General features: G+C 56.2%; 27 protein-coding genes. 11 read left to right on the top strand and 16 right to left on the bottom strand.

Going from position 1 to position 23,509, the window contains the following annotated elements:
* Positions 1-86: 86 nt before the first annotated feature.
* Both J2X72_RS11055 and J2X72_RS11050 read left to right on the top strand, forming a co-directional pair.
* A complete protein-coding gene (locus J2X72_RS11055) occupies positions 87-1,076 on the top strand; it encodes a cation diffusion facilitator family transporter (protein WP_310071818.1) in 990 nt (329 codons plus the stop codon).
* Positions 1,073-1,387 (top strand): metalloregulator ArsR/SmtB family transcription factor, encoded by a 315-nt coding sequence (locus J2X72_RS11050; protein WP_209997858.1) that lies wholly within the window; start codon positions 1,073-1,075, stop codon positions 1,385-1,387. The genes J2X72_RS11055 and J2X72_RS11050 overlap by 4 nt, the downstream gene beginning before the upstream one ends.
* A 53-nt stretch (positions 1,388-1,440) precedes the next feature.
* Here J2X72_RS11050 and J2X72_RS11045 read toward each other — a convergent pair whose 3' ends face one another.
* The gene (locus J2X72_RS11045) at positions 1,441-2,454 is read right to left on the bottom strand and encodes a zinc-binding alcohol dehydrogenase family protein (protein WP_209997859.1); all 1,014 of its coding nucleotides are present in this window, start codon (positions 2,452-2,454) and stop codon (positions 1,441-1,443) included.
* 435 nt (positions 2,455-2,889) lie between these two features.
* On the opposite strand from J2X72_RS11045, the gene groES reads away from it, so the two are divergent.
* On the top strand, positions 2,890-3,186 hold the full coding sequence (groES, locus tag J2X72_RS11040) for a co-chaperone GroES (RefSeq protein ID WP_106715529.1): 297 nt from the start codon (positions 2,890-2,892) through the stop codon (positions 3,184-3,186).
* A gap of 55 nt (positions 3,187-3,241) precedes the next feature.
* The gene (gene groL / locus J2X72_RS11035; protein WP_209997860.1) at positions 3,242-4,888 is read left to right on the top strand and encodes a chaperonin GroEL; all 1,647 of its coding nucleotides are present in this window, start codon (positions 3,242-3,244) and stop codon (positions 4,886-4,888) included.
* Positions 4,889-4,983: 95 nt separating this feature from the next.
* Here groL and J2X72_RS11030 read toward each other — a convergent pair whose 3' ends face one another.
* Positions 4,984-5,391, bottom strand: coding sequence for a helix-turn-helix domain-containing protein (locus tag J2X72_RS11030; RefSeq protein ID WP_310071808.1), 408 nt, complete (start codon positions 5,389-5,391; stop codon positions 4,984-4,986).
* A gap of 89 nt (positions 5,392-5,480) precedes the next feature.
* On the opposite strand from J2X72_RS11030, the gene J2X72_RS11025 reads away from it, so the two are divergent.
* The gene (locus tag J2X72_RS11025; protein ID WP_209997864.1) at positions 5,481-6,041 is read left to right on the top strand and encodes an NADPH-dependent FMN reductase; all 561 of its coding nucleotides are present in this window, start codon (positions 5,481-5,483) and stop codon (positions 6,039-6,041) included.
* Positions 6,042-6,072: 31 nt separating this feature from the next.
* Here J2X72_RS11025 and J2X72_RS11020 read toward each other — a convergent pair whose 3' ends face one another.
* Together J2X72_RS11020 and J2X72_RS11015 are read right to left on the bottom strand one after the other, a co-directional pair.
* Positions 6,073-6,429, bottom strand: a complete 357-nt coding sequence (locus J2X72_RS11020) for a VOC family protein (protein ID WP_310071805.1) — start codon at positions 6,427-6,429, stop codon at positions 6,073-6,075.
* A gap of 7 nt (positions 6,430-6,436) precedes the next feature.
* Positions 6,437-6,847: an SRPBCC family protein gene (locus J2X72_RS11015; protein WP_310071801.1), complete on the bottom strand. Its 411-nt coding sequence runs from the start codon at positions 6,845-6,847 to the stop codon at positions 6,437-6,439.
* Positions 6,848-6,984: 137 nt separating this feature from the next.
* Between J2X72_RS11015 and fumC the strand changes: the two genes are divergently transcribed.
* Together fumC and J2X72_RS11005 are read left to right on the top strand one after the other, a co-directional pair.
* Positions 6,985-8,376 carry a class II fumarate hydratase gene (gene fumC, locus J2X72_RS11010; protein WP_209999675.1) on the top strand — a complete coding sequence of 464 codons (1,392 nt, stop codon included), beginning with the start codon at positions 6,985-6,987 and terminating at the stop codon, positions 8,374-8,376.
* Positions 8,377-8,483: 107 nt separating this feature from the next.
* Entirely contained in the window at positions 8,484-8,870 is a 387-nt protein-coding gene (locus tag J2X72_RS11005; RefSeq protein WP_310071798.1) for a DoxX family protein, read from the top strand.
* Between the two features lie 60 nt (positions 8,871-8,930).
* On the opposite strand, the gene msrA is transcribed toward J2X72_RS11005, so the two are convergent.
* The 6 genes from msrA to J2X72_RS10975 all read right to left on the bottom strand — a co-directional run bounded on the left by msrA (position 8,931) and on the right by J2X72_RS10975 (position 14,395).
* Complete coding sequence (gene msrA, locus J2X72_RS11000) at positions 8,931-9,620, bottom strand: peptide-methionine (S)-S-oxide reductase MsrA (RefSeq protein WP_310071796.1); 690 nt, start codon at positions 9,618-9,620, stop codon at positions 8,931-8,933.
* 75 nt (positions 9,621-9,695) lie between these two features.
* Positions 9,696-10,190 carry a peptide-methionine (R)-S-oxide reductase MsrB gene (msrB, locus tag J2X72_RS10995; protein ID WP_209997873.1) on the bottom strand — a complete coding sequence of 165 codons (495 nt, stop codon included), beginning with the start codon at positions 10,188-10,190 and terminating at the stop codon, positions 9,696-9,698.
* Between the two features lie 112 nt (positions 10,191-10,302).
* Positions 10,303-11,001 carry an ATP phosphoribosyltransferase gene (gene hisG / locus J2X72_RS10990; RefSeq protein WP_209997875.1) on the bottom strand — a complete coding sequence of 233 codons (699 nt, stop codon included), beginning with the start codon at positions 10,999-11,001 and terminating at the stop codon, positions 10,303-10,305.
* A complete protein-coding gene (locus J2X72_RS10985; RefSeq protein WP_310071793.1) occupies positions 10,998-12,128 on the bottom strand; it encodes an ATP phosphoribosyltransferase regulatory subunit in 1,131 nt (376 codons plus the stop codon). The genes hisG and J2X72_RS10985 overlap by 4 nt, the downstream gene beginning before the upstream one ends.
* Positions 12,129-12,134: 6 nt before the next feature.
* Positions 12,135-13,649, bottom strand: a complete 1,515-nt coding sequence (gene hisS / locus J2X72_RS10980; RefSeq protein WP_310071790.1) for a histidine--tRNA ligase — start codon at positions 13,647-13,649, stop codon at positions 12,135-12,137.
* An 89-nt stretch (positions 13,650-13,738) separates the two neighbouring features.
* Positions 13,739-14,395, bottom strand: coding sequence for a DNA-3-methyladenine glycosylase I (locus J2X72_RS10975; RefSeq protein WP_310071787.1), 657 nt, complete (start codon positions 14,393-14,395; stop codon positions 13,739-13,741).
* 187 nt (positions 14,396-14,582) lie between these two features.
* Between J2X72_RS10975 and J2X72_RS10970 the strand changes: the two genes are divergently transcribed.
* Entirely contained in the window at positions 14,583-15,371 is a 789-nt protein-coding gene (locus J2X72_RS10970) for a L,D-transpeptidase (RefSeq protein ID WP_310071785.1), read from the top strand.
* Between the two features lie 75 nt (positions 15,372-15,446).
* Here the strand turns inward: J2X72_RS10970 and glcF are convergent, their stop codons facing one another.
* Genes glcF through J2X72_RS10955 form a run of 3 tightly spaced genes read right to left on the bottom strand, consistent with a single transcriptional unit; the run spans position 15,447 to position 19,489 of the window.
* Positions 15,447-16,778 carry a glycolate oxidase subunit GlcF gene (gene glcF / locus J2X72_RS10965; protein WP_310071782.1) on the bottom strand — a complete coding sequence of 444 codons (1,332 nt, stop codon included), beginning with the start codon at positions 16,776-16,778 and terminating at the stop codon, positions 15,447-15,449.
* A gap of 2 nt (positions 16,779-16,780) precedes the next feature.
* Positions 16,781-17,992 (bottom strand): glycolate oxidase subunit GlcE, encoded by a 1,212-nt coding sequence (gene glcE / locus J2X72_RS10960; RefSeq protein ID WP_310071780.1) that lies wholly within the window; start codon positions 17,990-17,992, stop codon positions 16,781-16,783.
* The gene (locus J2X72_RS10955) at positions 17,993-19,489 is read right to left on the bottom strand and encodes an FAD-linked oxidase C-terminal domain-containing protein (RefSeq protein ID WP_310071778.1); all 1,497 of its coding nucleotides are present in this window, start codon (positions 19,487-19,489) and stop codon (positions 17,993-17,995) included.
* A 98-nt stretch (positions 19,490-19,587) separates the two neighbouring features.
* Between J2X72_RS10955 and J2X72_RS10950 the strand changes: the two genes are divergently transcribed.
* A complete protein-coding gene (locus tag J2X72_RS10950; protein ID WP_310071775.1) occupies positions 19,588-20,322 on the top strand; it encodes a metallophosphoesterase family protein in 735 nt (244 codons plus the stop codon).
* 13 nt (positions 20,323-20,335) lie between these two features.
* Here J2X72_RS10950 and J2X72_RS10945 read toward each other — a convergent pair whose 3' ends face one another.
* Both J2X72_RS10945 and J2X72_RS10940 read right to left on the bottom strand, forming a co-directional pair.
* Positions 20,336-20,476 carry a hypothetical protein gene (locus tag J2X72_RS10945; protein WP_310071773.1) on the bottom strand — a complete coding sequence of 47 codons (141 nt, stop codon included), beginning with the start codon at positions 20,474-20,476 and terminating at the stop codon, positions 20,336-20,338.
* Positions 20,477-20,654: 178 nt separating this feature from the next.
* Complete coding sequence (locus J2X72_RS10940) at positions 20,655-21,353, bottom strand: type 1 glutamine amidotransferase (RefSeq protein WP_310071771.1); 699 nt, start codon at positions 21,351-21,353, stop codon at positions 20,655-20,657.
* Between the two features lie 72 nt (positions 21,354-21,425).
* Between J2X72_RS10940 and J2X72_RS10935 the strand changes: the two genes are divergently transcribed.
* Positions 21,426-22,034 carry a hypothetical protein gene (locus tag J2X72_RS10935; RefSeq protein WP_310071769.1) on the top strand — a complete coding sequence of 203 codons (609 nt, stop codon included), beginning with the start codon at positions 21,426-21,428 and terminating at the stop codon, positions 22,032-22,034.
* A 1-nt stretch (position 22,035) separates the two neighbouring features.
* On the opposite strand, the gene J2X72_RS10930 is transcribed toward J2X72_RS10935, so the two are convergent.
* On the bottom strand, positions 22,036-22,935 hold the full coding sequence (locus tag J2X72_RS10930) for a DMT family transporter (protein ID WP_310071767.1): 900 nt from the start codon (positions 22,933-22,935) through the stop codon (positions 22,036-22,038).
* A gap of 131 nt (positions 22,936-23,066) precedes the next feature.
* Here J2X72_RS10930 and J2X72_RS10925 point away from each other — a divergent pair, with 131 nt between their 5' ends.
* Positions 23,067-23,504 carry an Lrp/AsnC family transcriptional regulator gene (locus tag J2X72_RS10925; protein WP_310071765.1) on the top strand — a complete coding sequence of 146 codons (438 nt, stop codon included), beginning with the start codon at positions 23,067-23,069 and terminating at the stop codon, positions 23,502-23,504.
* The last annotated feature ends 5 nt before the right edge of the window (positions 23,505-23,509 follow it).

Genomic DNA, 23,509 nt, shown 5'->3' with positions numbered 1-23,509 from the left:
TGATCGTCGGCGATTGTTTCGCTTCCAAATATTGACAGCATACATATGAACACTTATTGATATGTTTGTTATCATCAGGGCACGCCATGTCACATTCACACGAAGGCCACGACCACGCACCGAAGATCACGGTGGATAATCAGCGCAAGGTGCTGATCGCGTTTTTCATCACATTTGCCTTCATGATCGTCGAAGTTATCGGCGGTGTATTGTCCGGTTCGCTGGCGCTGATCGCTGATGCTGGCCATATGGTGACCGATGCCGCTGCGCTGGCTCTGTCTTACGCCGCATTCCACTTCGGCAAACGGGCGGCGGATGAGCGGCGTACGTTCGGTTATCTGCGCTTTGAAGTCATTGCCGGGCTGATGAATGCCATAGCGCTGTTCGCTATTCTTATCTGGATTACCATCGAGGCCATCGAACGCTTCCGCAACCCCGGTGAGGTTCTGGCAGGGCCGATGCTGATCGTCGCGACGATCGGGCTGGTGATCAATATAGCTGTGTTCTGGATCCTTACGCGCGGTGACAGCGAGCACGTCAATATCAAGGGCGCGATCCTGCATGTGCTTGGTGATCTGCTTGGTTCCGTCGCGACAATCATCGCCGCAATCGTCATCTACTATACGAATTGGACGCCGATAGATCCCATCCTCTCGGTATTCGTCTGCCTGCTGATCCTGCGCAGCGCCTGGGCATTGCTGCGAAATTCAATGCATATTCTTCTCGAGGGCGCACCGGCAAATGCCTCGCCGGAAGAAATCGAGCAGCATTTGAAGAAAACCATACCCGGTTGCGCCAATGTTCGGCACGTTCACGTCTGGATGATCACATCAGGAAAAGCGCTCGCGACGTTGCATGTGCTGCCGCGCGGTGACGCCAACCCACGTTTGCTGGTCAAGCAGGTCGAAGCCGAGCTCAAAACGAAGTTCGATATTGAACATTCGACTGTCGCCATTGATTGGCCGGACAGTGAGGTGGACGATTGTTGCCTGGGGACGGAGCCTGATGGCGACCACGACCCTACGGGTCACGACCACGCGGAACATGACCATCGTCACCAGGGCCATAAGCATTGAACAAGCTGGCGATCCCGTCACAACTCGATACGACGATCCTCGCAGAGACGTTTCGGCTGCTTGGCGATCCGACGCGGCTGCGCATCCTGTTCTTCTGCCTGGACGAGCCGAGATCAGTCGGCGATATAGCGACTGGCCTCGATCTGTCGCAGTCGCTGGTAAGTCATCACCTGCGACTGTTGCGCGGGGCCCGGCTGGTCCGCGGCAACCGGCAGGCCAAGCAGATTTTCTATGAGCTCGCCGACAAGCATGTCAGCGACATGCTCGTCGATATGGCGCATCACGTTTGTGAAGATCAGTCCGACGACTGACGCTGCTCTTGTCGCCGCTTCTTCTACCCATACAGCCAGCGCAATTGGCCTGATCAGAATCCGGAAAGAACGATCTTGCCCTTGGCGCGGCCGCTTTCGATGAGTGCATGCGCTCTCTTCAGATTGGCGGCGTTGATCGGGCCGAAGTCATCAGCGAGAGTAGTTTTGATCGTCCCCTCGTCAACGAGTTCCGATACCCTGTTCAAAATTCGATGCTGCGCATCCATATCGGGTGTCTTGAACAGCGCCCGTGTAAACATCAGCTCCCAATGCAGCGATATGCTCTTGCGCTTCAACAACATGACATCGAGCGTCTTCGGATCATCAATCAGTGCGAACCGGCCCTGCGGCGCGATCAGCGCGGCGACTTCAGCAAGATGCGCGTCGGAGTTGGTGGTTGAGAACACGAATCCCGGAGCGCCTATACCCAGCGCTTCAACTTGCGCAGCGATAGGTCTTGAATGATCAATGACGTGATGAGCGCCGAGATCCCGGACCCATGCCTGCGTCTCCGGACGCGACGCCGTGGCGATGACGGTGAGGTTGGTCAACTTTCGCGCGAGCTGGATAGCGATCGATCCAACTCCACCGGCGCCGCCGATGATAACGATGGCATTGGCCGCCCCGAGGACCGGTGTTTCGACGTGAAGCCGATCAAACAACGCTTCCCATGCGGTAATCGATGTCAGCGGCAAGGCGGCCGCGGCGTTGAAGCTCAGCGACGATGGTTTTTTGCCGACGATACGCTCATCGACCAGGTGAAATTCTGAGTTCGTGCCGGGACGATCGATCACACCAGCGTAGAACACTTCATCACCCGGCTGGAAGAATTGTGCCTCGGGACCCACGGCGGCCACGACGCCTGACGCATCCCAGCCAAGCACCTTGGCGCTTCCCCCTTCCGGTCTTACGCCAACCCGGATCTTGGTGTCGACGGGATTGACAGATATCGCCCTCACCTCAACCAATAGGTCTCTGCCACTTGCTTCGGGCTTGGGTAGCTCGATATCGACCAATGAAGTTTCAGCGGTGATGGGTTGTGATTCGAAATAGGCGACAGCGCGCATGATCGTTACTCCTGGAAAGTTGACCTGCCGGAGATGCGCTTTATGCTATAGAAGTACAAGAATGCACATATAGCATTTAGTATCAAAACCAATACCGTTATGCCGCGCATGCGCCACAAGACCTTTGATTGTTCGGCAGGATGCCCCGTGGAAGCAGGGCGAGCAGATTTTCGGCGATCTCGCCGGCAGCATGTTGTCAAGGCGCAATGGCTGCGAAGAACATATCGACCATTGATGATGTTGCGGTAAAAGCCTTCGTCGGATCACAGCGCCACTCCACCGTGTCATGAAAATTTCACTGGATATTCCTTGACTCTTTCAGCCCCCTCCCCTATCTCGGGCTGCAATTAGCACTCACCTCTGTCGAGTGCTAATAACGCGGATGGCGCAGCTGTTCGCGACATCGTTTTGACACCAACATCAAGGGTTCTAACCATGGCCAAAACCAAGTTCCGCCCGCTTCACGACCGCGTTGTTGTACGCCGCGTCGAATCCGAAGCAAAGACTGCCGGCGGCATCATCATTCCGGATACTGCCAAGGAAAAGCCACAGGAAGGCGAAATCGTCTCCGTAGGCACTGGCGCTCGTGACGAGGCCGGCAAGCTCGTACCACTGGATGTCAAGGCAGGCGATCTTATCCTGTTCGGCAAGTGGTCGGGCACGGAAGTCAAGATCGGCGGCGAAGACCTGCTGATCATGAAGGAATCCGACATTCTCGGCATTCTCGGCTAATCGCCGAATTCTATCACAATTCGATCAAACCGGGTGAAATCCCAGGAGAGATAAAATGGCTTCCAAAGAAGTAAAATTCGGCCGCGACGCACGCGAACGCATGCTGAACGGCGTGAACATCCTTGCAGACGCTGTCAAGGTAACGCTCGGCCCGAAAGGCCGCAACGTGGTTATCGACAAGTCCTTCGGCGCTCCGCGCATCACCAAGGACGGCGTGACCGTTGCCAAGGAAATCGAACTTTCGGACAAGTTCGAAAACATGGGCGCGCAGATGGTGCGTGAAGTCGCTTCGAAGACGAACGACATTGCCGGTGACGGCACCACGACCGCTACTGTTCTTGCCCAGGCTATCGTTCAGGAAGGCGGCAAAGCTGTTGCTGCCGGTATGAACCCGATGGACCTGAAGCGCGGCATCGATCTTGCTGTTGCTGAAGTTGTCAAGCAGCTCGGCAAGAGCGCGAAGAAGATCAAGACTTCGGAAGAAGTTGCGCAGGTCGGCACGATCTCTGCCAATGGCGAGACTGAAATCGGCGAAATGATCGCCAAGGCGATGCAGAAGGTCGGCAACGAGGGTGTTATCACCGTTGAAGAAGCCAAGACCGCTGACACCGAGCTTGAAGTCGTCGAAGGCATGCAGTTCGACCGCGGCTACTTGTCGCCTTACTTCGTAACCAACCCTGAAAAGATGGTTGCTGATCTCGAAGACGCCTACATTCTTCTTCACGAGAAGAAGCTCTCGAACCTCCAGGCTCTTCTGCCGGTTCTTGAAGCTGTTGTTCAGACCTCCAAGCCACTCGTCATCATTTCTGAAGACGTTGAAGGCGAAGCTCTTGCTACGCTCGTCGTCAACAAGCTGCGTGGCGGCCTGAAGATTGCTGCTGTCAAGGCACCTGGCTTCGGCGATCGCCGCAAGGCAATGCTCGAAGACATCGCTATCCTCACCGGTGGTCAGGTCATTTCCGAAGATCTCGGCATCAAGCTCGAAAGCGTTACGCTCGACATGCTCGGCCGCGCCAAGAAGGTGTCGATCACCAAGGAAAACACCACGATCGTTGACGGTCATGGCAAGAAGGGCGAAATCAACGCTCGCGTCGGCCAGATCAAGCAGCAGATCGACGAAACCACCTCCGACTACGACCGTGAGAAGCTGCAGGAACGCCTTGCCAAGCTCGCTGGCGGTGTTGCCGTTATCCGCGTTGGCGGTGCAACGGAAGTAGAAGTGAAGGAAAAGAAGGACCGCGTCGACGACGCCCTCAATGCAACCCGTGCGGCTGTTGAAGAAGGCATCGTTGCTGGCGGTGGCGTTGCTCTCCTTCGCGCTTCGGCTGGTCTTACCCTCAAGGGTTCAAATGCCGATCAGGATGCTGGCATCAACATCGTACGTCGCGCTTTGCAGGCTCCGGCTCGTCAGATCGCAACGAACGCAGGCGATGAAGCTTCGATCGTTGTCGGCAAGATCCTTGAGAACAAGAAGGACACCTACGGCTACAACGCCGCTAATGGCGAGTACGGCGATCTGATTGCTCTCGGCATCGTCGACCCGGTCAAGGTTGTCCGTACTGCTCTGCAGGATGCGGCATCGGTAGCTGGCCTTCTCGTCACCACCGAAGCCATGATCGCCGAAGCTCCTAAGAAGGACAACGGCGGCGCTCCCCAGATGCCAGGCGGCGGAATGGGCGGCATGGGCGGTATGGACTTCTAAGAAGTCCTTATCCACGCAAATACGGAAAAGGCGGGTTCGACCCGCCTTTTTTGTTATCACAGCTGCTTAACGTGCAATGGGATCAGCAGGATTCCCTATTCTGCCGCGTCAGCGAATCTGCGCGGTCCTTGAGCATTCCCGTGGGCTGCGTCGAAACGGGCACGGGCCTCGCTGACACGTTGCTCATTCTTGATCGCCCAGTCGCCCAACCCACGCACGGGCACCAGCAGATCGCGACCCAGGTCCGTCAGCTCGTAATCCACACGCGGCGGAATGGTTGGATAGACAGTCCGCGTGACGAAACCATCGCGCTCAAGGCTACGCAATGTGCTTGTCAGCATCTTTTGCGAGATACCATTGATCGCTCGCTTCAACTCGTTGAATCGCATTGAGCGATTGCCAAGATAATTGACGACCAGCACCGTCCATTTGTCGCCCACCCGCGCCAGAATGTGATGGACGGCGCTGCAGGCAGAGGTTACTTCAAAGTGATCTGGTTTCAAAAAAGTGCCTCCTTGCGGTCGTTTCGAACAGTCACTTATATAGCGCCGGTCACAAATAGTTACCATCCCAAGACAAAGGATTCCTCAATATGGCTAAAGCAAAAATCGGCATCATCGTTGGTAGCACGCGAATCGGCCGTTTCGCCGAATTTCCAGCCAAATGGATCGCCGAAATAGCCGGCAAACGTGACGATGTCGAAGTCGAGATCCTCGATTTGCTCGACTATCCTATGCACTTCTTCGGCGAAGAGCGCACGTCGACTGCTCAAACCGAGACGGCGGAGCGCTGGAAAAAGAAACTGCGTGAGTTCGACGGTTTTGTTGTCACTGTTGCGGAATACAATCACGGCCCGACTGCCGTTCTGAAGAATGCCATCGATCTTGGCGAGTTCATTAACAAGCCCGTTGGATTTGTCGGCTATGGCGGCGTTGGCGGTGCCCGTGCAATCGAGCATCTTCGACTGGTCTTTGTGGAAATGAGTGCCGCATCGGTCAAGACCGGCATCCACATCTCCTTCCCCGAATATCTCACTGTGGTCAAAGGCGAGAAGAAGCTTGCAGACTATGAACATCTCAATGAAGCAGCCGACAACCAGCTTAACCAGCTTGTCCTGTGGGCAAACGCTCTAAAAACAGCCCGCGCGGCTTGACGATTGAAGAGCGGTCGCGCGAGGCGGCCGCTCATTTGTCGGACCAGACAGCCAATTCGTAACCTTCCGGATCGGTGAAATGAAAGCGGCGCCCACCGGGGAAATTGAAGATCGGCTTGACGATCTTGCCGCCCGCTTTTTCAACCCGCCTCAATGTATCCGCAAGGTCTTCGGCGAAGAAGATGACCAAGGGACCGCCACCCGGTTTGACCTCGCCGGCCTTGGCAAATCCGCCTTTGAGATTACCATCGGAAAATTCGCAATAATCAGCTCCGTAGTCGGTGAAGGACCAGCCGAACGTATTGCCATAGAAACTGCGGGCCCGCGCAATATCCTTCACGTTGAATTCGATATAGTCGATACGCATGTCTTTACCTGAACTGGCCATTTTTGCCTCACTCTATAAGTTGTGCTTCGAGCACGTCCTTGAGTTTTTGCAGATCACGCATCACCCAGGCTGCGTCTGCCGTGAATTTTTCGTCGTCCATTCCGGGCAGCCGGAATAAAGTGAATGTCACCTCCGAATTGTCTCCATTGGCGACAACCCGCAACGGGATATAAACCTCCTCACCGGTTTCAGTGATGACCCAATGATCGAGAACGCCGAGCTCGTTTGGCGGTGCAAAACGTAGCCTGAGCTTACCGGCAGGACTGTCCGCCAGCCATTCCCCGCCCGACTTTTGCAAAGCAGACGTTAGCCCCGAGGCCCATTCCGGCAGGTTTTCCGGGATGCTTGCGTAGTCATAAACGTCGCGCCAGGATCGCTGAATGGAAATTTGAAGGGTTCGCGCTTCATGCGTCGCCATGCCCTGTCCTCCCTGCATGCTTTAATCGATTTTAACTTAGCATGGCATCGTTTTCCGGCCAACATTTGCCGCTGGAACCTTGCCTCCCGTCGAGCTTCGCAGTAGTGATCTGCCAACTCCCATCAGGAAAGTGCATGATGAGCTCTATGCGTACCGAAACAGATACTTTTGGCCCGATTGAAGTTGCCTCGGACAAATATTGGGGCGCGCAAACCGAACGCTCACTGCACAATTTCAAAATCGGCGGCGAAAGAATGCCGATCCCGCTTGTACGCGCTCTCGGTATAGCAAAGCGCGCCGCCGCTGAAACCAACATGGCACTTGGCAAGCTGGATGAAGTGATCGGCCGTGCCATCACCGTCGCTGCCGAAGAAGTCATCGAAGGCAAGCTGGATGACCATTTCCCGCTCGTTGTCTGGCAGACGGGATCAGGCACGCAGTCGAACATGAATGCCAACGAGGTGATCTCCAATCGCGCTATCGAGATGCTGGGTGGAACAAAAGGCTCGAAAAAGCCGGTTCATCCCAATGATCACGTCAATATGAGCCAATCGTCGAACGATACGTTTCCGACTGCAATCCACATTGCCACAGCGGTCGAAGCAACGGAGCGCCTCTTTCCAGCACTGAACCATTTGACGGCGGCGCTGGCCAAAAAAGAAGAGGCCTTTGCAGACATAATCAAGATCGGTCGGACACATACGCAGGATGCAACCCCAGTCACGCTTGGGCAGGAATTCTCGGGTTACCGGGCTGCGCTGGAATACGCGCACAAGCGCATAGAACAAAGCTTGGCGGACGTGTTCCTGTTGGCACAGGGCGGCACCGCCGTTGGTACCGGCCTCAATGCGCCTGTTGGTTTCGATACAGGATTTGCCGAGGCCGTATCCGATATTACCGGCCTTCCCTTCAAAACGGCACCAAACAAGTTCGAGGCTCTGGCGAGCCACGGTGCACTCACAAATTTCCACGGCAGCCTCAATGCACTTGCCACCGATCTGTTCAAAATTGCCAATGACATCCGTTTTCTCGGCTCCGGTCCTCGCTCCGGCCTCGGTGAGTTGAAGCTGCCCGAAAACGAACCAGGCTCATCAATCATGCCTGGCAAGGTCAATCCGACCCAAGCCGAAGCACTGACCATGGTGGCCGCACAGGTTTTTGGCAACAACGCCACCGTCACCGTCGCAGCCAGCCAGGGTCATTTCGAGCTCAATGTTTTCAAGCCGGTGGTTGCACTGAACGTGCTTCAGTCGATCCGCATTCTCTCCGATGCGATGATCTCATTTGCAGATAATTGCGTCGAAGGTATTGAGGCGGATGAAGTCCGCATCAAGGACCTGCTTGAGCGTTCATTGATGCTTGTAACGGCATTGGCCCCGGCTATCGGCTATGACAACGCCGCCAAGATAGCCAAGACAGCACACAAGAATGGTACGACACTGAGGGAAGAAGCCCTGGCAAGCGGTCACGTCTCGGCCGAAGACTATGATCGCCTCGTGCGCCCGGAACGAATGATCGCGCCGGAATAAGTTTGGAAAACCAAACTACTGTGAACAATCTGTAGAGAAAATAATGGCTTTGTTTGACAATCGGATTTAGCTATTGGGGATCAACGCCAAATCCGGAGAGATTTCTTATGTCTAACAATGCCCTCGTTACGCTCATCAGCCGTATTCTGCTTTCGATCCTGTTCATTCCCGCTGGCTTCGGCAAGCTGACCGCCATTGGCGCTACCGGAGGGTACTTCGCTGCCAAGGGCCTTCCTCTGCCCGAAGTTACTGCAGTCATCGTTGGTCTGGTTGAGTTGTTTGGCGGACTTGCCGTACTCGTCGGCTTTCAGACACGCTATGCTGCGATCCTGCTTGGCCTGTTTACGATTGCCGCAGCATTTGTCGGTCACCTGGTCCCATGGGACATGGCAAACCAGACTAACTTCTTCAAGAACCTTGCCATAGCTGGAGGCTTCTTCGTTCTCGCCCAGTACGGCGCTGGTGCTCTCTCGGTAGACGCCAAGCGCGGCTAATCGACGGAATGCAAAAAAGGCCGCTCATAGCGGCCTTTTTTTATGAGAGAGAACAAGGATTTAGTTCGAAGCTCCCGCTTGGCTGACCAATACCGGCTTGTCCCGATAATATTGCGGGAACAACTTGCTCAGGTTTTCGATTTTCGGCAGATCGTAGTAAGCGATATAGGGCTGGGTCGGATTGATCGTGGCGTAATCCTGATGATAGGCCTCGGCTGGATAAAACTTTTCGAGCGACGAGACTTTGGTAACGATCGGGCCGGAATAGACTTTCGCCTTATCAAGTTGGGCAATATAAGCCCTCGCTACCTTTTCCTGATCGGCACTGGTTGTGAAAATCGCCGAACGATACTGCGTCCCCGAATCCGGACCCTGACGATTGAGTTCCGTCGGATTGTGAACCACCGAGAAATAGACCTGCAGGATTTTGCCAAGGCTGACCGCCTTCGGGTCAAAAGTCACCTTGACCGATTCGGCATGGCCAGTGTCGCCACCGCTGACAATCTCATAGCTTGCCGTTTCCTTCTTGCCGCCGGAGTAGCCGGAAACCGCGCTGCTTACGCCGTTCATGTGCTGGTAGACGCCTTGGACGCCCCAGAAGCAGCCGCCGGCAAGGACGATGGTCTCGCTTTTGGCCGGCGTAGTTTGATCGAGCGCCGGCGGTGGCACCATGGTGACATCCTCCCCGGCAAGAGCAAAACCGGGAGCCAACAGAACCGCCGTGGCGAGCAGAATTTGACGAAGTTTCATGGTTTGGTCCTCTAAGCTATTTGACTTTTTCGCAATTCCGGACGGAAAAACCGGTCCCGACCTTTCTGGAATTGCTCAGGCAGCAACAGGTTTGAATTTCAACGCAATGCCATTCATGCAATAGCGCAGGCCCGTCGGTTTCGGGCCATCATCGAAAACATGCCCAAGGTGACCGCCGCAGCGATGGCACGAGACCGCGGTGCGCGCCATGCCAAACGAACGATCCGTCTCTTCATTGACGGCGCCCTTTATCGGCATCCAGAAACTTGGCCAGCCGGTGCCGCTGTCGAACTTCGTATCTGAATCAAAGAGCGGCAGATCGCAGCCAGCACATGCGAACGTGCCTTTGCGTTTCTCATGATCTAGCGGGCTCGAGAAGGGACGCTCTGTACCCTCCTGCCGCAGCACATCATACTGTTCCGGCGTAAGCAACTTTCTCCATTCGGCGTCCGTGTGTTCGACTTCGAAAGTGCCGGCTGCATGGGCGGCGGGCGCGCTCGCAAAGCGCGTGGCCACGAACGCGCCAAGCCCTGCTACAGCACCGCCAAAAAGCGTTCGACGTGTCATCATGGCTGAACTCCCTGTGCCAAGTACCGATAATAACCGGTTTCTGCAGGGAGATACGCACGGACGGCCGGAAAGGTTACACCACCCGCCTGGAATCACGGAGAGTTGATGAAAATCAGGCTTTGTTCAAAGCGGCCGCGATGCGCCGCGATAATTTTTCGACTGTGCCAGCCTCGGCTGTACGACGTGATGAAAACAGACAGGCTTCCGATTTGAGGATTGTTCCGTCGTCAAGAACCTTGAGATGATTAGCTTGCAGCGTCGATCCCGTCGATGTGATGTCGACGATAATATCAGCGGAGCCGGAAGCCGGGGCGCCCTCGGTCGCGCCAAGACTTTCGACGATGCGATAGACCTGAATGCCATGCATTTGCGAAAAAAACTGTTGTGTGAGACGCCAGTATTTGGTGGCAATGCGCAGGCGCCGGCCATGACGCTGGCGGAAATCAGCGGCAACGTCATCAAGATCGGCCATGCTGGATACGTCGTACCAGACCTCCGGCACCGCGACCACAACGTCCGCTTGACCGAAACCGAGCCGAGCTTCGATCTGAACACGCTCGTCGGCGGACGACAAAGTCTCGCGGATCAGATCTTCCCCCGTTATGCCCAGATCCACGCTGCCGTAACCAAGCTCGCGCGCGATCTCCGATGCGGAAAGAAACAGGATATCGATCTGGCTTTCGCCTTTCACCTGCGCCCGGTAGTTGCGTTGATCCTTGGGGAGCGTCACGCTGAGACCGGCGCCTTCAAGCACACCGAGCGCCTGATCCTTGAGACGGCCTTTGGATGGAAGGGCCAAGGTAACCGTCATTTTGCCTCTCCCGCGATCTGTTCTAGCCTGTCGAGCCAGATCGAGAACCCGACGCCTGGAATGGAGCCAACGGCTCCGAGCATCGTCAGCAACCGGTCATAACGCCCGCCACCCACGATCGCGCCGAGGTCAATATGGTTCAGCGCGCGCGTTTCATAGACGAGACCAGTATAGTAATCGAGCGGGCGTCCGAAGGCGGCGTCGTAGATAATAGTCTCCTCTCCGATGCCCGCTTCGACGACCGAAGCGGCCCGCGCCTCGAATTGTTCCAGCGCAGGCCCAAGATCAAACTCGTTCGCGCGCGCAAAACCGAGCAATTCACCGGGGGCGGATCGCAGTGGCACGCGGATCGCGAGAAAGTTCTCCAAAGCAGAGAACGCTTTGGCGGGCAGCCGTACAGAAGCAAGCGTCGCCTTTTCGATCAAGCGGCGCGCAACCTCGATGGGTGCGCGACCTGCGGCCGGTGAAATCCCAGCAACCCGCATATCCTGTTCGAGCGCTATGGCCAATCCGGCTTCGTCCCCTTTTGCAACCAGTTCAGCGAGATGATCTGGCAACGTTTGCTTTTGCCGATCCGACGAAAGATCTTCAAGCAAACCTTTCAATTGGCTTGGATTACCGAAGGCGCGCGCAAGTTTTTTCTGCCAGCCCCGCGGCAAACCAAGCGCTGCCAGAACCGCCTCGAAAATAGCCTGGTCGCCGAGTAGGGTTTCAAGGCGCGCAGCAGGCGCCACAAGGCGGATCGTGGCAATAGCGTCGGCCAGCGAACGCGCATCAGCGCGAGCCCGGTTTGCATCACCAAGATCTTCGATGCCGGCCTGGAAAAACTCGTTACCGCCCTCGCGGCGCTGGCGGAACACCTCGCCGAGATAGGCGTAGCGCTTGGGCGTCGCGGCATTGCGCTCGATATGATTACGGCAAACGGGAATTGTGAATTCCGGGCGAAGACACAGGCTCTCGCCCTTTTCATTTTCGGTCAGGAAGATACGACGGCGCAGGTCCTCGCCGGCCATGTCAAGGAACTGGTCGGCAGGCTGGATCACAGGAATATCCACGAGCTCAGCATCCCGCGCTGAAATCAACGCCGCGAGTTCATCGGAAAACGCTGGGGCTCTGGAGGCAACCATTCGATTTCAAACGGCCTTCGCCGTATTGGCACGGTCTTCAGCCTGCGCTTCAAGAATTTTGCGCACCTCGGCGACCAGATCACTTTCCTTGGCTGTTATCTGCGCAGGACGGCCTTCACGCCAAGTGACATTGTCCTCGATCTCCGCCGAAAGACGTGCGCCCTCGATCAGGTCCTTGATCTGAACTTCGCCATTGTCGCGCTCCTGCGAACCCTGAATGATCACGCAAGGTGCACCGCGGCGATCGGCATATTTCATCTGCGGCTTCATGCCGGACCCGCCCAGATACATTTCAGCCCGGATGCCGGCCTGGCGAAGGTCCGACACCATCTTCTGGTAGCGGCCAAGGCTAGCCGTATCTCTATCCATGACAAGCACGACGACCGGGCCGATATTGTCGGAGGTATCGAGCTTGCCAAGGTTCTTAAGCGCTGTCATCAGGCGCGAAACACCAATCGAAAAGCCGGTTGCGGGAACCGGCTCGCTGCGAAAACGGGACACGAGGCCATCATAACGGCCACCGCCGCCGACTGAGCCGAACACGACCTTCTCGCCCTTTTCGTTGGTAACGTCGAAAAGCAATTCGGCTTCGAATACAGGGCCCGTGTAATATTCCAGACCACGCACGACGGAGGGGTCAATCTTGACACGGCCTTCATAGCCCGCCGCCGAGCAAAGCGCCTCAATTGTTGTAAGTTCTACAACTCCCTCTACGCCCTTGTCATTGCCGGTGACGACACGTTCGAGGTTGGCAATCGTCTCGCCGCCCGTGGCGCCACCCGCGGATGTGAAATCGATCACCTTGGCGATAGCAGCCTCGTCCAGACCAGCGCCCTTGGTGTAATCACCGCTCTCATCGAGACGGCCTTTGCCCAGCAATTCGCGCACGCCATCGCGACCGAATTTGTCCAGCTTGTCTATGGCGCGCAATACGACCAAACGCTTGCCGCTGTTCTCCTCACCATCCAGGCCGATCGCGTCGAGCACGCCGTCCAAAACCTTGCGGTTGTTGACGCGGATCACGTAATCGCCCCGCTTGATGCCCAACGCTTCCATGACATCGGCCATCATCATACACATTTCCGCATCCGCCGAGACGGATGGTGCGCCGACGGTGTCGGCATCGAACTGCATGAACTGGCGGAAGCGGCCAGGACCGGGCTTCTCGTTGCGGAATACCCAGCCGGCGCGGTAACTGCGGTAGGGTTTGGGAATGCTCTCGAAATTCTCGGCGACGTAACGTGCCAGCGGTGCGGTCAGGTCGTAGCGCAGCGACAGCCACTGCTCATCATCGTCCTGAAACGAAAACACACCTTCGTTGGGACGATCCTGATCCGGCAGGAACTTGCCCAGCGCATCGGTGTATTCGATGAGCGGCGTTTCAACGGGCTCGAAACCATAGAGTTCGTAGACCTTGCAAATTTCCGCCATCATTTTTTCGGCAGCGCGCAGATCCTCCGGCACACGATCCACAAATCCTCGTGGCAGCCGTGCCTTAACTCTATCTGCTTTCGTTGCCATGATGGAACCTTGAAATTTCTTGATTGCTGAAGCGGGTTTGCTCTAGCCGATCAGTGCATCAAGGGCAAGGATTGATGAAGCCGCAGCGATTACGAGGTTAAGGCGGGGCGTTTGAAATCGTTACGCAGCTTTTCAATTTCCTGACGGCATTGGCACCCTTCTATATGATCGTTAACGAGACCCATGGCTTGCATATGCGCATACATTGTCGTCGGGCCGACGAAACTCCAGCCACGCTTCTTCAAATCCTTGGACAAACGAATGGAAGTCGGCGAAGTAGGATTTGCAACAAGCGTCGGATAGTCGACCACCTTGGGACGCTCGTCTGCCGGAGGCTCGAAGGTCCAGAAATAGGCAGCAAGCGACCCCGTCTCTTTAACGAGTTCGATCGCGCGGTTGGCATTATTGATTGCGGAATTGATCTTGCCGCGATGGCGGATAATACCTGCATTGGCGAGCAGCCGGTCGACATCCTTCTCGCCATAGCGAGCGATACGGCGATAGTCGAAACCATCGAAGGCCTCGCGAAAATTTTCGCGTTTCCGCAATATGGTCAGCCAGGAAAGGCCAGACTGGAAGCCTTCCAGGCATATTTTCTCGAACAAGCGCATATCATCCGTAACCGGCCTGCCCCATTCGTGATCGTGATAGTGAACATATTCGGGAAGAGTGCCCGGCCAGAAGCAACGGGTGACGCCATCCTCGCCCGTCATCAGACCAGTCTTGACCGGGACATCATCATGCATGTTGCCTACCCTTCGAATGTTTCATTGGACGTTAACCGGTTTTGAAAACCAGCTGGTAACCACAGCAAATAGTTTCGACAGAAAATCGCATTTTATCGATCGCGATTCACTTTTTTCTACCTCCGCGCGGGCAAACTCAACCCGAAAGCTGACAAATCCTGTCAGCAGAGTTTTGAGAACAATCAAGATGAGAACTGCCTTACTGCTTCTGACATCCTGCCTGGTCGTGGCCGTGGTCCCCGGTGCGATAGCCAGCGAGCGCTACGCAACAAGGCCGCCTGTGGTCATGAGCCCCGACCTCACGGCGCCCTGGGTCATGCAACTGCGCCAAAGGCCCGTCGGCACACCAGTCAATCCTCGCGGTTATGTGGTCTTTAGCGACCCACCAGTACGCGCAGTCAAGCAACGAGACCGCCGCGCGGTTCGCCGGGACGTCGATGCAAATCCGGCCGTTCGTGAAGTCTCGTTTCAACGCCCTGAACCGCTGGCTTCCGACACCCCGCCAAAGCAGCGGGGCATGGACCCGAAGTTTTTGCCGCAAACGGTTGCCTATGACGGACCGGAAAAGCCTGGCACCATCGTCATCGATACATCGCAGCGATTTCTGTATCTGGTAGAGGCCGGTGGAACCGCTCAGCGCTATGGCGTCGGCGTCGGCAAGGAAGGTTTTGGCTGGTCTGGCACCAACGCGATCAGCCGCAAGGCCGAATGGCCCGATTGGTATCCGCCCGCTCAGATGATCGAGCGCGAGAGATTGAAGGGACGCATAATCCCGGCGCACATGGAAGGCGGCGTTGCCAATCCACTCGGAGCACGCGCGCTCTATCTCGGCTCGACGCTTTACCGCATTCATGGCACCAATGCGCCCTGGACAATCGGTCATTCCGTTTCTAGCGGTTGCATCCGCATGCGCAACGAAGACGTCACCGAACTCTATGAACGGGTAAACGTCGGTACCAAGGTCATTGTCAGATAACGAGTTATGGGGGCCGGCACCGGGGGCGGTGCCGGGAATTGGGCAGGGGTTCGCTCGAATCCCTGCCCTCTTTATTTATTCTGCCGCTTGGAGGAATGATTTTGGCGCCGGCACACCCTCGGGCCGGGGTCCGCCATAGGCCCAGTCCAGCAACTCGACAGTGTGGACGATCGGCAATTTCGAACCGCTGGCAATCTGGGTGATGCACCCGATATTTCCGGTAGCAATGATGCTGGCGCCGGTCGCTTCAATGTTCTTGACCTTGCGGTCCCGCAGCGTGCGGGCGATCTCTGGCTGCATGATATTGTACGTCCCGGCCGAACCGCAGCAAAGATGCCCTTCGGCCGGATCCCTGACGACAAAGCCGGCGGTTCTCAGCAAGTCCTTGGGTTGGCGCGTGATCTTCTGCCCGTGCTGCATGGAGCATGCGGAATGATAGGCAACGCTAAGACCAGCAGGCTCTTCTGGTGCAGGCAGGGTCAAGGTCGCCAAATATTCGGTAACGTCCTTGGTCAGGGCTGATACACGGGCTGCCTTGACCTTGTAATCGGGATCGAGGCGCAGCATGTAGCCATAATCCTTGATCGTCGTGCCGCAACCGGACGCAGTAATCACGATGGCATCGAGGCCAGCTGTATCAAGCTCGCGGATCCACACATCAACATTGCGACGGGCACTCTCAAGTGCCGCTTCTTCACGGCCCATATGGTGCACAAGCGAGCCGCAGCATCCTTCGCCTCGTGGCACCACGACTTCGATACCAAGCCGGGTCAAAAGTCGGATTGTCGCCTCGTTTATACCGGGCCTCAGCACCGGCTGAGCGCAGCCAGTGAGTATGGCAACCCTGCCCTTTTTCGATGTCTCAGGCATATGCGAACCCGGGGCGGCAAAGCGCGATTTCGCCGGGACAGATTTGGGGGCGAGTTCGAGCATCGCGGCTATTGGCTTCAATGCGGCGATCGATTTGAACAATGGCACCAGAGGCCTGCCTAGTTTCGCTACGGTGAGAGCAAGGCGAAAGCGTCCCGGATAAGGCAAGACAAACGCCAGGAGCGCACGCGTCAGCCTGTTCATCATCGGGCGTTTATAAGTCTTCTCGATATGCGCGCGGGCGTTATCGACCAGATGCATGTAGTTTACGCCGGAAGGACAGGTTGTCATGCAGGCAAGGCATGACAGGCAGCGGTCGATATGCTTGACAACCTGCTCATCCGCCGCACGGCCGTTTTCCAGCATGTCCTTAATCAAGTAGATGCGCCCGCGCGGGCTGTCGAGTTCGTTGCCGAGGGTCACATAAGTCGGGCAAGTTGCGGTGCAGAAGCCACAATGGACACATTTGCGCAGGATCTTCTCGGATTCTTCGACACCGGGATCCTGCAACTGCTCGGGAGTGAAATTTGTTTGCACGTTTATACTCCTGCGACCATGCGGCCCGGGTTTAGTATTCCGCTCGGGTCAAATTGCTGCTTGAGCCGCTTCGACAACGCCGCCAAGGGCGCAGGTTGCGGTTCGAACACCGGCAATGCCGCGCGCACGCTGGTCGATGCGCGAACGAGCGTTGCATGACCTCCGCCATATTTCTTGATAAGAGCACGTACAGCCTCCGCTTCGGGTTCGCCTTCCATGCGCAACCACACGAGCCCGCCCTGCCAATCATAAAAGGCATCGACAGCGGCGCCCATGCGTAAGGATGCGACGAGTTTATAAGCCTCCATCGGCACCATCGACACGCGCCATACAGGTTGCTCCGTGCCGTCCGCGAAAGGTGTAACGTCGCGGATCTCCTGCCAGAGCTTACGCGAAATATCGGCCGAAAGGTCCTCAATCGCGCCGGCCGACGCCAATAAGCCTTTGAGCATTGCCGCGCGATCGTTGACCGAGGGCGCAAAACCTTCAAGCCGTAGCAACGTCGATGCGTCACCCTTGAGAGCGCCCTCGACGACGCGTCCGGATACATTGACAGGAAGATGCGCTGCGGAAGCCACTTCACCGCTCGATCCCATGGCAATTGCCATAGCGCGCGCCGCTTCGTCATCGGCGAGACCACGCACCACTAGCGTGGTTTCGGTTTCCGGAGCTGGCAGGACCTTAAAGGTTATTTCAGTGGCTATGCCAAGCGTACCCCATGAATTGGCCATGCCTTTCGACAAGTCATAGCCGGTCACGTTCTTGACGACGCGCCCCCCAGATTTGAACAGTTCGCCGCGGCCTGAAACGACGCGCACTCCCAAAACATGGTCGCGTGCCGAACCTGATTTCAGACGACGGGGTCCGCACAAATTCGTGGCAAGCAATCCACCGAGACTGCCCTGTCCCGCGGATTGTCCGAGAAGCCGCCCATAATCCATCGGTTCGAACTGAAATGCCTGGCCATTCTCCGCAAGCAGTGTCTCGAGCTCGGCAATCGACGTGCCTGCTTTTGCGCTCAGCACGAGTTCGTCGGGCTCGTAGAGTGTTACGCCAGAGTATTCCGACAGCGCGATGGTATGCTCCGTCTGCAGTGGACGGCCGAGGTTGCGTTTGGAGCCATGGCCGACGACTTCAACCGGCGCGTTTTCGGAAAGCGCCCATTGGACAGCCTCAGCAATCTCGTCTTCGGTCTTGGGCGTAAATATGGTCACTCAGAATCTCGGAATTTCGGGGAATGGCACCTGCCCCCGATGTACATGCATGCGGCCAAGTTCGGCACAGCGATGCAATTGCGGAAACACTTTGCCGGGATTGAGCAGATGCTTGTCATCAAAAGCACATTTGACCCTGATCTGCTGGTTGAGATCTATTTCGTTGAACATTTCCGGCATCAGTTCACGTTTCTCGACACCCACGCCGTGCTCGCCCGTCAACACGCCGCCAACTTTGACGCACAACCGCAGGATATCGGCGCCAAAATCCTCCGCCTTGTGCAGTTCTTCCGGAATATTGGCATCGTAGAGAATGAGCGGATGCAAGTTGCCGTCGCCAGCATGAAAGACGTTGGCAACGCGAAGGCCGTATTTTTCCGAAAGTTCGCGCATACCGGCCAGCACTTTCGGCAGCTCCTTACGTGGGATCGTACCGTCCATGCAGAGATAGTCTGGCGAAATGCGCCCAACCGCGGGGAACGCCGCCTTGCGGCCGGCCCAGAACGCCATGCGTTCCTCTTCGCTTTGCGAAATCACGCACGTCGAAGCACCATTCTTGTAAGAAATGGCCTCGACCATGCTGATCAGGTGATCGACCTCTACCACTGGACCATCGAGCTCGATGATCAGCAGCGCTTCCACATCAAGCGGATAACCGGCATGGACGAAATCTTCGGCCGCGTGAATCGCCGGCCGGTCCATCATTTCCATACCGCCTGGAATGATCCCGCCAGCGATGATGTCAGCGACGCATTTACCAGCTTGCTCACTTGTCGGAAAGCCTACCATCAACGCGCGCGCTGTCGCTGGTTTCTGCAATATACGCACGGTGACTTCAGTGACGACGCCAAGCAATCCCTCGGAGCCAGTCATTAGCCCGAGAAGATCGTAGCCTTCCGCATCAAGATGCTTACCGCCAAGCCGGACAACTTCGCCGGTGATCAGCACCATTTCGAGGCCAAGGACGTTGTTGGCGGTGAGCCCGTATTTCAGGCAATGCACGCCACCTGAGTTTTCGGCAACATTGCCGCCGATCGAGCAGGCAATTTGCGACGAAGGGTCTGGCGCGTAGTAGAAGCCCTCATGTTCGACCGCCTTGGTGATGCCGAGATTGGTTACACCGGGCTGCACGACAGCGACCCGATTGGGATAGTCGATTTCCAATATCTGATTGAAGCGCGACATGACCAGCAATACCGCGTCTTCGAGCGGCAGAGCGCCACCAGACAGTGACGTTCCGGAGCCGCGTGGTACCACCTTTACATTGTTCTCGTGGCAATATTTGAGGACGCGCGAAACCTGTGCCACGGTTTGCGGCAGGACCACCACCAGCGGCAGTTGGCGATAGGCCGTCAGAGCATCCGACTCAAATACCCTCATCGCATTGGTGGCATCGACGACGCCCTCGCCCGGAACTATTGCCCGCAGCGCTGTCACGATGTCCGAACGGCGCGACATGGTTGCGTCGTCGGCTTTCGGCATCAGTAGTCCGGACATGAACTTTCCCTTGCTACAGCTATTCCAGCACGTCTCGCTATGACATTATCCGCTTGGACGAGATATCGCACAACTACGACGCGAAAGACAATTGCGCAATGAAAACAGTCGATTTCAAACATGCACGAGGACCCGACAGGCTGCGCATCTACGCTATTGGCGATGTGCATGGCCGGCTCGATCTTTTGCAGGAAATGCATCGGCGCATTCAGGCGGCGAACGAGAAATCACCACCTTTCGATTGGCTGATAGTTCATCTTGGCGACTACGTCGATCGCGGGCCCGATTCAAAAGGCGTGCTTGATCTTCTGGTCAGCGCACAGAAGAGGACGCACCGGATGCTGGCCATCGCAGGAAATCACGATATCGGCTTTCTGGAGTTTCTGGCGACCGGCGCCCCCAATGGAATGTTCGCGCACAATGGCGGCCGCCAGACTGCGCTTTCCTATGGCGTTGTCATCGATTTCAACGATCTTGGCTCTGTAGCAGCAGGACGGGAGGCGCTCCTACACGCCGTTCCCCCGGGACATATAGCGTTTCTTCGCGGCCTCAAGCGTTCGATGATTTTTGGCGATTTTTTCTTTTGCCATGCGGGGATACGTCCGGGCGTCGATCTTGATCGTCAGGATCCGGAAGATCTTGTCTGGATCAGGGAAAAATTCCTTGGGGAGCCGCGGCTCTATTCGAAAGTCATCATCCATGGCCATACGCCCGTCACTGACGTGGAAATCAGGCCAAACCGCATCAACCTCGATACCGGGGCGGTGTTCAGCGGTCGTCTCAGCGCCATCGCAATCGACGCCGAGAACAAATTTTTCCTGGAGGCCGTGTGAAGGACTCCGGCTGTCAGCGGGAAGAGGTGCTTACACCGTAACCGTCGCTGGAAACGGTATGGCCGCCGGCATCTACCGAGAACAGACCTGCGCCCATGAAGAGGATGGCTGAGAGCATCACGGCAGTTAAAAGTGCAGCACTCTTGGTGGTCATTTCGGGCGTTTCCATCGGTTTGTATGGCTCTGGCTTCATGCCAGTTAACCAGTGTGGCCAATAAAGGACGCAATTATTACCAACTAGTGAATTGGAGACACGCTTCACCTGAATCCCGACATCCATTTGGATTCGGAATTAGGCTGTTGCCAAGTTGCAACGAAATCCCGATGCACGCCTAAATCAGTGCCACCCAAGCGCGAGCGAGCGCAAGGCCGGCCGCATCTGCTTCAGCACCGTCACGCTCCAGATAGGTACGGTAATTGACGAGCCAATGAGGATCGATATCTTCGATCTGGTGATGAAAAACCCGTTTCCACTCGTCAACGAGCTTGGTGTCAGCCTCGAAATGAAACTGAATGCCATAGACAGCACGACCGATACGAAATGCCTGGTTCCGGGTCATCTGACTTGAGGCAAGATGCACGGCGCCTTCGGGAAGCGTAAAGGTATCGCTGTGCCAGTGAAAGATCGGGAAAGCATGCGTGGCAGCAGACAACACGGGGTCGGACGCGGCTTCCAGGTTTCTCGTTACCTCATGCCATCCGAACTCGGTTTGACGGCCAAGAATATTCTCGGCGCCGTAGCCACGCGCAACGAGCTGACTGCCGAGACAAATGCCCAGAACGGCTTTGCGGGCATCGCCAAAACGTTTGGTGAGCCGTGCCAGTTCTGGGAGATAGGGATAAGCGTCATCATCGAGCGCGCTCTGGTCTCCACCGAGCACGACCAGCGCATCATGACCCAAATCGTCCTTTGGCAGTGTTTCCCCAAGATAAGGCTGGCGCAGATCGATTTCGGCCCCTGCTTCCTCCAATGCGCGTCCGACCTGGCCAAGGCCTGTATTCTGATAATTCTGAACGACGAGAACGTGCATGCAGCCTGCCTGATGATCGCAATAACGGGAGTTCCCGGATAGCATGTGCTCTCGAGAGTCGAAAGCCGTCAAATGACCCTGCAAAACCGCGTCACACCTTTTGGCGATATTGTCGCTGCGCCATATCGTGGCGCGCTGATGGGGAATCGCGGCATCATCCATGACCCCGCGACACGTACCTTGCTGAAGCGTCAATGGACGACACGGGCCTGGATCATCTGCGTCTGCGAATTCAAAGGTGCGCGGCGCGAAGTCATGGCGCGGCGAAGCTGGACCGAGTTGTTCTTTTTTGACGAGGCGACAGCGCTCGCAGCGGGACACCGGCCATGCTTCTATTGCCAGCGGCAACGGGCGAAAGCCTTTCAGGCAGCATGGGCTGACGGCAGCAAGACATCGATCCAGCCTGCGCCTGCAATGGACGCGGCCCTGCACCGGGAACGGCTAGATGCCAAGGGTGGCAAACGGCTACATCCCATCGAAGGTCAAATAAGGGATCTACCGAACGGAACGATGATTGCCAGTGGCCAAGATGCCTATGTTGTAAAAGAAGAAGTGACGTATCTGTGGTCTTGGCAAGGGTACACACCATCTGATCCGCCCAGCCGCAATGTCATGCTCCTCACACCGCCTTCAACCGTCCTGGCGCTGAGCGCGGGCTATAGCCCGCTCGTGCGCCTATAAATCAAGCCTTGACACTCACCGGAATCGACCTGCGCAACGTCCAGCCGAGGCTTGTGCCCGCGGCAGCCAGCAGAATGACAGCAGACCCGACCAACTGGCTTGGCTGCAAGGCGTGTCCGAAGGCAATGTAGTCCACCAAGATCGCAGCAATAGGATAGATGAAGGAAAGCGAGCCCGTAATGTGCGTCGGCAGTTTCTGAATGGCGCTGTAGAGCAGGATATACATCAAGCCGGTGTGAACCACGCCTATCGTTACGAGACTGCTCCATTCGCCCGTGCTTTGCGGCAAGTGAGCAAAATCGGCGAATGGGGCAAGCATCAGCATGCCAACGCAGACCTGAATGAGGGCAATGAGGTGTGATGGAATGCCTTTCAGGCGTTTGGCCACTATGGCGGCTATTGCATAGAGAAAGGCTGCACCGAGCGACAGCGCTATGCCTTCCATATAGTCGGAGCCGTTATAAGCGCCTCCAGGTTTGGCCTGGACGATCATCAGCATTCCCGCAAAGGCAAAACCCAGCCACAAGAGCTTTGTGGCTGTGAGTTTCTCCTTAAAGATCAACGCTCCCAGACCAACCAGCATGAAGGGTTGGACGTTATACACCGTGGTGGCGATGGCAATGGATGCTCGTGAATAAGCGGCAAAAAGTAGAACCCAGTTCAACACGATCGCTATTCCGCCAACAACGGCAAGCCCGAAGAGTTTCAGCGAAATGGCATCTCGCCGCAGCAGCCCGAGTGCACAGCAGATAGCAAGCAACGTCACAGCACCAATGGCGCAGCGCCAGAACACCACCGACAGAACGGGTTGACCCGACATCAATACAAACCAGCCGATTGTCCCCGAAATGAGCATGGCGGCAGTCATTTCAGCGCTGCCCCTCACCACATCTTTTTCCATGTCGAACACCTTTTGTTGATTTGCCTAGGGTATGCGCCAAGCGACGAATTTGATATATGTCACGAAAGGCAAAACTCGCTCTTTACCTTCTTATTTGAGGCGAAACAAATGAGCGGCCTTAGGAGAAAATTATGCTTGATGATCTTGACCGAACTATCATCGAGATTCTTGTTCATGATGCGCGTATATCGCTTAAGGAACTTAGCAATCAGGTGGGCCTGTCTTCGCCCAGCGTTTCCGAGCGCTTACGCCGCCTGGAAGAGAAAAAAGTGATCCGCTCCTTTACGATCGACATCGATCCCGTCGCCCTCGGTTACAGCCTCTCGGCCATCGTACGCGTCAGGCCATTGCCGGGCATGCTGCACATCGTCGAAAAGCTGATACAGGAAACGCCGGAAATAACTGAGTGCGACAAGGTCACAGGTGAGGATTGTTTCGTTGGCAAATTACAATTCAGGACGATGGAACAACTCGACATGATACTTGACCGTTTATCGGAAAGGGCCGAGACAAACACTTCCATTGTCAAGTCGTCGCCGGTCAAACGCCGCCTGCCTCCGCTGAGCTAAATCCA

Source organism: Phyllobacterium sp. 1468 (assembly GCF_031455525.1).
In the GTDB taxonomy this organism is placed as follows: Bacteria; Pseudomonadota; Alphaproteobacteria; order Rhizobiales; family Rhizobiaceae; genus Phyllobacterium.
Note: the sequence above shows the minus strand (reverse complement) of the source record. Positions and strands in the feature narration are given on the sequence as shown.

What these genes read in the sequence shown, in the direction of transcription:
- J2X72_RS11055 (WP_310071818.1), top strand. Translation starts at nt 87, where the DNA reads ATGTCACATTCACACGAAGGCCACGACCACGCACCGAAGATCACGGTG.
- J2X72_RS11045 (WP_209997859.1), bottom strand. Translation starts at nt 2,454, where the DNA reads ATGCGCGCTGTCGCCTATTTCGAATCACAACCCATCACCGCTGAAACT.
- groES (WP_106715529.1), top strand. Translation starts at nt 2,890, where the DNA reads ATGGCCAAAACCAAGTTCCGCCCGCTTCACGACCGCGTTGTTGTACGC.
- groL (WP_209997860.1), top strand. Translation starts at nt 3,242, where the DNA reads ATGGCTTCCAAAGAAGTAAAATTCGGCCGCGACGCACGCGAACGCATG.
- J2X72_RS11025 (WP_209997864.1), top strand. Translation starts at nt 5,481, where the DNA reads ATGGCTAAAGCAAAAATCGGCATCATCGTTGGTAGCACGCGAATCGGC.
- J2X72_RS11020 (WP_310071805.1), bottom strand. Translation starts at nt 6,429, where the DNA reads ATGGCCAGTTCAGGTAAAGACATGCGTATCGACTATATCGAATTCAAC.
- J2X72_RS11015 (WP_310071801.1), bottom strand. Translation starts at nt 6,847, where the DNA reads ATGGCGACGCATGAAGCGCGAACCCTTCAAATTTCCATTCAGCGATCC.
- fumC (WP_209999675.1), top strand. Translation starts at nt 6,985, where the DNA reads ATGAGCTCTATGCGTACCGAAACAGATACTTTTGGCCCGATTGAAGTT.
- J2X72_RS11005 (WP_310071798.1), top strand. Translation starts at nt 8,484, where the DNA reads ATGTCTAACAATGCCCTCGTTACGCTCATCAGCCGTATTCTGCTTTCG.
- msrA (WP_310071796.1), bottom strand. Translation starts at nt 9,620, where the DNA reads ATGAAACTTCGTCAAATTCTGCTCGCCACGGCGGTTCTGTTGGCTCCC.
- msrB (WP_209997873.1), bottom strand. Translation starts at nt 10,190, where the DNA reads ATGATGACACGTCGAACGCTTTTTGGCGGTGCTGTAGCAGGGCTTGGC.
- hisG (WP_209997875.1), bottom strand. Translation starts at nt 11,001, where the DNA reads ATGACGGTTACCTTGGCCCTTCCATCCAAAGGCCGTCTCAAGGATCAG.
- J2X72_RS10985 (WP_310071793.1), bottom strand. Translation starts at nt 12,128, where the DNA reads ATGGTTGCCTCCAGAGCCCCAGCGTTTTCCGATGAACTCGCGGCGTTG.
- hisS (WP_310071790.1), bottom strand. Translation starts at nt 13,649, where the DNA reads ATGGCAACGAAAGCAGATAGAGTTAAGGCACGGCTGCCACGAGGATTT.
- J2X72_RS10975 (WP_310071787.1), bottom strand. Translation starts at nt 14,395, where the DNA reads ATGCATGATGATGTCCCGGTCAAGACTGGTCTGATGACGGGCGAGGAT.
- J2X72_RS10970 (WP_310071785.1), top strand. Translation starts at nt 14,583, where the DNA reads ATGAGAACTGCCTTACTGCTTCTGACATCCTGCCTGGTCGTGGCCGTG.
- J2X72_RS10955 (WP_310071778.1), bottom strand. Translation starts at nt 19,489, where the DNA reads ATGTCCGGACTACTGATGCCGAAAGCCGACGACGCAACCATGTCGCGC.
- J2X72_RS10950 (WP_310071775.1), top strand. Translation starts at nt 19,588, where the DNA reads ATGAAAACAGTCGATTTCAAACATGCACGAGGACCCGACAGGCTGCGC.
- J2X72_RS10945 (WP_310071773.1), bottom strand. Translation starts at nt 20,476, where the DNA reads ATGACCACCAAGAGTGCTGCACTTTTAACTGCCGTGATGCTCTCAGCC.
- J2X72_RS10940 (WP_310071771.1), bottom strand. Translation starts at nt 21,353, where the DNA reads ATGCACGTTCTCGTCGTTCAGAATTATCAGAATACAGGCCTTGGCCAG.
- J2X72_RS10935 (WP_310071769.1), top strand. Translation starts at nt 21,426, where the DNA reads ATGACCCTGCAAAACCGCGTCACACCTTTTGGCGATATTGTCGCTGCG.
- J2X72_RS10930 (WP_310071767.1), bottom strand. Translation starts at nt 22,935, where the DNA reads ATGGAAAAAGATGTGGTGAGGGGCAGCGCTGAAATGACTGCCGCCATG.
- J2X72_RS10925 (WP_310071765.1), top strand. Translation starts at nt 23,067, where the DNA reads ATGCTTGATGATCTTGACCGAACTATCATCGAGATTCTTGTTCATGAT.